General features: G+C 65.7%; 4 protein-coding genes. All 4 read right to left on the bottom strand.

Features of this window, described 5'->3' with window-relative positions; translation table 11 throughout:
- Positions 1-563: 563 nt before the first annotated feature.
- Positions 564-2,513 carry a DUF3732 domain-containing protein gene (locus ACZ4V6_RS36375; protein ID WP_467835524.1) on the bottom strand — a complete coding sequence of 650 codons (1,950 nt, stop codon included), beginning with the start codon at positions 2,511-2,513 and terminating at the stop codon, positions 564-566.
- Between the two features lie 23 nt (positions 2,514-2,536).
- The gene (locus ACZ4V6_RS36370; RefSeq protein WP_121709953.1) at positions 2,537-3,025 is read right to left on the bottom strand and encodes a three component ABC system middle component; all 489 of its coding nucleotides are present in this window, start codon (positions 3,023-3,025) and stop codon (positions 2,537-2,539) included.
- Between the two features lie 2 nt (positions 3,026-3,027).
- The gene (locus tag ACZ4V6_RS36365) at positions 3,028-4,266 is read right to left on the bottom strand and encodes an ABC-three component system protein (RefSeq protein WP_467835522.1); all 1,239 of its coding nucleotides are present in this window, start codon (positions 4,264-4,266) and stop codon (positions 3,028-3,030) included.
- A 103-nt stretch (positions 4,267-4,369) separates the two neighbouring features.
- Positions 4,370-5,464, bottom strand: a 1,095-nt coding sequence (locus tag ACZ4V6_RS36360) for a helicase associated domain-containing protein (protein ID WP_467835519.1), incomplete at its 5' end; no start/stop codon positions are given.

Genomic DNA, 5,464 nt, shown 5'->3' with positions numbered 1-5,464 from the left:
CCGGCTCGACATCCGCGTCCGCTATCTGCTCGATGGTGGTGTCGCTCATCAGGCGTCTCCTTGATCATCGGATCCGCCGATCATTGAACACTCCCGCATACCGCGGCGATCACACTCCGTCAGCCCCCTACGACATCACGCTTCCAAAGTCAGTAACCAGACGCGCCTGCCCCGCGTGGACAGCAGCAGCCCCAGGCATCATCGCCTGGGGCTGCCTTCGTCAGTGTGTCGGCGGCAGGTGGGGGCCGTCGCCGGGCAGAGGCCGGGCGGGCACGGTGCCAGCGTGAGGATGCCGCGCCGCGCCGGCCGGATGCGTCACAGATGACGTCGACGCCGGCCGGCTTCCACCACCAGCTCGGGCCCAGCTGCTCCCGGCTGCCCTCCCTGGCGGCAAACAATCCCGCTCAGGGATGCCCGCGCCGCCCGGCCGTGAGCAGGCAGGCAGGCGACCGCAGCGCCCGCTTGGCGGGCGAGAGTGGTGCGGCCGACGTGGCTCTCCACAACGCGGGCGGTCACTGCTGCTCGCCTAGCCCGGTTCGACCGCCCGGCGGGTCCGGTCTGCCCTATCCCTCGGTGATCCAGTCCGTGGGGATCAGGGCTTTGCCTTGGCGCCAGTTCTCGATGACGGCATCGCGGAACCAATCGTCTCGCAGGTTCACATGATCGCAGACGATGATTTGCAGTCCCTGACCGTTGCGGGTGACGACGTCTCGCATGAGGGAGAAGTAGCTGCGTACCGCTTCCCAGTCGGCGTCGGTGAGCGTGCCCACGTCATGGACTTCTTCAGGGAAAAATGCCTGGGTGGGCTGGTCGAACATGATGAAGTGCGGGACGGGCCGATGGTGTTTGAGTAGGTAGGTGTGCAGGGCCAGGTGTGCGACAAGGTGGTACCCGATCCAGTTCTTCGCGCTGCCGATTCGGGTGAGGGGGATACGACTGGTTTCAGTGCGCAGGACGACGTTGAGGAGAGAGAGGCTGATGCGTACCTCTTCTGCCTCGTCTGCGTGCTCTAGATCCAGTTCGCGGGCCCACTCCGTCATGTCCAGCGCGATACGGCTGAGGCGGCTTTCCGTTTCCGCCCTCACGTCGTCGGCATCGACCAGTTCCTGCAGTGCCGCGATCCGCTCCTGCATACGAGCCGCCTGCCGGCGCAGCGATCCGGATTCGTCTGTCGACTGCGGCGTAGTTCGTTGCAATTCCTGGAGAATGCGACCTTGCACGTGAGCCTGCCGCGCGTGCTGGTCATTGATCTCCTGGAGACGGCGGTTACTGGCCTGCAAGGCCTGGAGCGCTGACGCATTGGCCTGGAGGCGCCTGCGGACGTCTGCGATCTGCTCGTTGAGTTCCTGGCGGTGACGGGTCCGCGATGGTTGTAGTGCTTCTGCGTCGGTCAGCTCGTGCTGGAGACGGCGTGTGAGGTCGTTGAGCTGCTCGATATTGGGGTCGGGCTCTTCCAAGGCCTGATTGCACAGAGGACAGACCTCGGGTGCCCCTGCGTCTTCGGGGCTGAGGAGCTGCAGAGACGTGAGGCGGCCGAGCTGGGTGTGGAGTTCTCCGGTGAAGGCCTGACTCTGCTGCTGCCACGAGTCGAGAAGGGTGCCGGCCTCGTTGAGGTCGTGAAGTTGTTCCCGCAGAGCCTGCCGCTCCGCAGCCAGTCGTTCTTGCATCCCGTCTTCGCCGAACGTTGGAGGCGTCGATGGATCAGCAACTGTGTCCGCTGCCTCGCGTAGCAGGAGGCTCAGTTCCGCTGCAGAGGCGCGATCGGGCACACCCTGGACCATCCCTGCCTCCTGGGCGAGGCGGGCCAGGCCGTGCAGAGCGGCGTTCGTGGATTCGTTGTCGCGCTGGGTTTCATCGATCTGTCGTTGGACGCGCCGCAGGGCCCGGGTGGCCTCCGCGAGCTGTCGTTGGCGTGCGGCCTGTTCCGGTCCGGCCGCACCGAGGAAGTACGGCAGCGTGTCCTTCATCATCTGCGCCATGCCGGGCTCGGACTGGCGATGAAACAGCAGCTGCTGGTTGGCGATCTCGGTCTGCTTTTGCAGGCACAGGTAAACGGCCTGGGCGATGGAGACATTGAACGCGTAGCGTTCGGCGCCCGCCGGAGGTTCGAAGCGGAAGTCGTCGATGCCCAGGCGAGCGCTGAGCTCTGCGCGTAGCGCGTCCGTGTCGGCATTCGCTCTCATACGGTCGCCTGCTGGCAGCTCGAGCGTGTGGTTGCCGATGATCAGCATGGCTTTGTTGGTGGAGGCTCCCGCTGGTCGGGGCCTGCCCAGGAGCAGGCGCGTCGAGCCGATCTGTACGAGCAGCGCGTACCAGCCCACTGTCTGAGTGATCACGCCCTCTGGCAGCGAAATGTGCTGTCGTCCCAAGCAGTACTCGATGATGTCGAGGACTGCCGATTTCCCGGTCTCGGACTCTCCGGTGAGGATGTTCAAGGCTCCGGGTTTGAAGGTAATGGTGCGCGGTGCTTGCCTGCCATCACGGTGATACAGGGCCAGAGCGAGCAGATGCATGCTGAGGTGGCTTCCTTGGAGAGCTAGGGGCGGACCCCGAGCAGGGCGAATGCGGTAGCAGGCGATGTCGCTGCAAGCCAGCGGCCAACGAGGGCCGCAGCGCGTGTGCAGTCGACGAGCTCCGCTCCATGACTGTTCGCGTTGGGACGCCTGGGCTGTCTGGTCACTGCGAGGCCGCTGGAATGCACCGTCAACACGTTGTGCCGGACGCCGAACCGCTGGGATGCGCGGGTGTAATCCGTTAGCGAGGCGGCGCGGTGCGGGTATGACGCGCGCTGGATCGGATTATCAGCCAGCCAGCTGGCCAGCGGCGTGCGGACATCTCTCGGGAGCGCGGCGCGGGAGTCCGGCGGCAGCACCAGGGGAAGGACCAGGAAGCTGCTCGGCAAGGGGAGAGGAAGACTGGGGCCCGCTGCCATGTGGGCCGCTACACAGTGCGCCAGCACATACGCCCCGAAAGCAGGATTGAACAGTGCCGCAGCTTCAGGGAGTTGACGCGCGGGAGCCGACATGGCTATTCCTCCCTGTCAGCAGCATCAGACGACTGGGACAGCAGGTTCTCGAAGTCGGGATGCCAGCCCACCGGCTCGTCATCCTGCGTAGCCAGGTCGGCCAGAGCGTGAAGCGTGCCGCGGGCGACCCATCGCTTCTCCACCTGCGGACGCAGCCGCAGTGTTTCTACGGCAGCCATGGCCTTGTCCAGAATGTCCACACCGGCCTTGACCGCATCGTCCCCGTACTTGCCAGCGTCGAAGGCGTCGGCGAGTTTGGAGAACACCTGCTCCCATTCACGCCGCAGATCTGACTCGAACTGATCGAGTTCACTCGGGGCGACGTAGTGACGGTGGAGCCAGCGAGATCGATGGGTCCATGCATGGTGATACTCGCCTAGATGGAACCGGATGCTTCGGCGCCCCAGCTTCAGGAGCTGGAGCTGGGCAACGAAGACGCGGTCCTTGTACCGGGCCACCTCGTCCTCGGTGAGCCGTTCCAGCCGGTCGCTGATGGGCAACGAGGTCTGCGCGTACTTGCTCATCACGTAGTCGATCTTTGTGCGCAGTTCCTCGGCCGAAACAGCCTCCCTCCGGCTGGGGTTGGAGCGGTCGAGCATCTCTTTGGAGACCCCCCACCACCAGCCCTTCAGCTCCTCCAGGATCTCTTGGCTCTGGCCCTGATCCGTCTTCCATACGCCGATCACTTCACGGAGCTTAGAGTCCACCTCTGACACTCGAGGCGCTAGATCGTCCACGACGATCTGGCCAACCAGCGCCTCCCGGACCACCGGAGTGCACCGGAGGAAGCGCTCCCGCCAAGGGCGTGTCGTCTTCGGACCCTCGGCATCACCAGCGAGCTCCTCAAGAGCTGCTAGAGCTGCGGCTACATCGCGCGTCTGCGGATCAGCGCGCAACTTCTCCAGAAGGCTCCCGGCAGAAACCTGCTGCGTGGTAACCAAGCGGAGCAGCGGCAGCGGCGCGTCCCCGAGGATCTCCAAGGCATCGCACCAGGAATTGATGGAACGCCACAGATCAGCACTGGTAGAGCCGATCTCACCCTGACCACCATGATGCTTCGACTGCACAAGCTCGACAGGAACTGACCCGTGCAGCAGGTCAATGTCGTCCAGCATTTCCATACGTAGCGCAGCTTCGGCGTCCTTGAACCACCGCTGCGCCAGCTCTACCAACGCCCACTCGCACTGGTAGAGGTAGCCCAGCATCTGGCCAGCCGCTGAGTGGGGCATCTTCTCTGTCACGATGCGCGTCACTCTAGAGACAGCCTGCAACTGGATCAATACACATTCATAAGATCGCACACCGGTGCGAATCTCCGCTGACTCCGAGTCGTGTGCACAACCTCTAGGCCCAGTCCACGCCCAGTTCCCGCAGCGCGTCGAGTTGCTCGCCGGTGAGCTTGTCGCGTCTGGCGCGGGTGTTGGAGACCCATACGCCGAGCTTCGTCTCGGTCCCGTCAGGCAGAACCTCGACCGCTTTCCTCGGGACCGGCCGGTCCGCGCCTTCCCGTTCGACCCACTGGGCGAGGGCGGTCAGGCCACGTTGGAAGGCCTGCTGTGCTTTGCTCGGGCCCTTTGCCGCGCCCCGGGCCGCGGGGGCGGGAGACGGCGCCTGGGCGGGCTGTATGCCCAGCCTGGACAGTCGTTCCTGCTGCTCGGTGGCCAGCAGTTTCCAGTCCCGACGTTGTCGCCTCAGCCAGCGTCCGATGTCGTCGCTGTCCATGAGGACGCCGGGTGCGATGTCGGGCAGGACTCCGCCGGGTTCGTCCTCTGCGAGGTGGGCGAGGTGGCGGTAGTGGCGTTGCCAGTCCAGTGGCCAGGGGCAGTTCCAGTCGGGGTCGATCGCCGCGAGTTGCTGCGCCCGCAAGGCGGCTCGTTCGGGGTTCTTGCCGAGGCCGCCTGTCCGGCGGAGGTTGGCCAGGTGCTGCCCGATGGGTACGGGCCCGTCGCCGGCCGGATCGTCCCAGACGGCGTCTTGCCGGGGTGCGAGGTGGCCGGTGGTGCGCCGGTAGGACCGGAACACGGCGAGCTTGGTCTCCCAGGCTTCCTCGCCCGGCTCCCACACCATCCCGGCCTCCGGCGCGTCCAGCAGCGTCTTGCGCCGCTCCTCCAGCTCCCCGGCCCGCAGCGCCTTCCGCTGCTGGTGGACCCACCGCCCCAGGGGGAAGTCCTTGGTAACGCCGACCTTGACCTCGGTGTCATAGGGCACGGCGTACAGGCCGGTGATCTCGTTCTCCTTCCGCCACCGGAGCAGGGCCTGGTAGCCCTTCAGCCACACCAGCGATTCCGGCCGGTACACCCGGGTGCGCAGGAACGCCGCGATGGTCGCGGCGTCGCGCGGGCTGGAGAAGTGCAACAGGGCCGCTTCGGCGGCGGACTGCGCGTCGTCGTCCTCCTGGCCCTCGCCGCCGGCCCCGACGATCCGCCCCTCTTCGTCACG

This window comes from Streptomyces sp. NPDC029152 (assembly GCF_055564355.1).
The sequence above is the reverse complement of the archived record's forward strand: the minus strand, read 5'-3'. Positions and strand labels throughout refer to the sequence as shown.

What these genes read in the sequence shown, in the direction of transcription:
- ACZ4V6_RS36375 (WP_467835524.1), bottom strand. Translation starts at nt 2,513, where the DNA reads ATGCATCTGCTCGCTCTGGCCCTGTATCACCGTGATGGCAGGCAAGCA.
- ACZ4V6_RS36370 (WP_121709953.1), bottom strand. Translation starts at nt 3,025, where the DNA reads ATGTCGGCTCCCGCGCGTCAACTCCCTGAAGCTGCGGCACTGTTCAAT.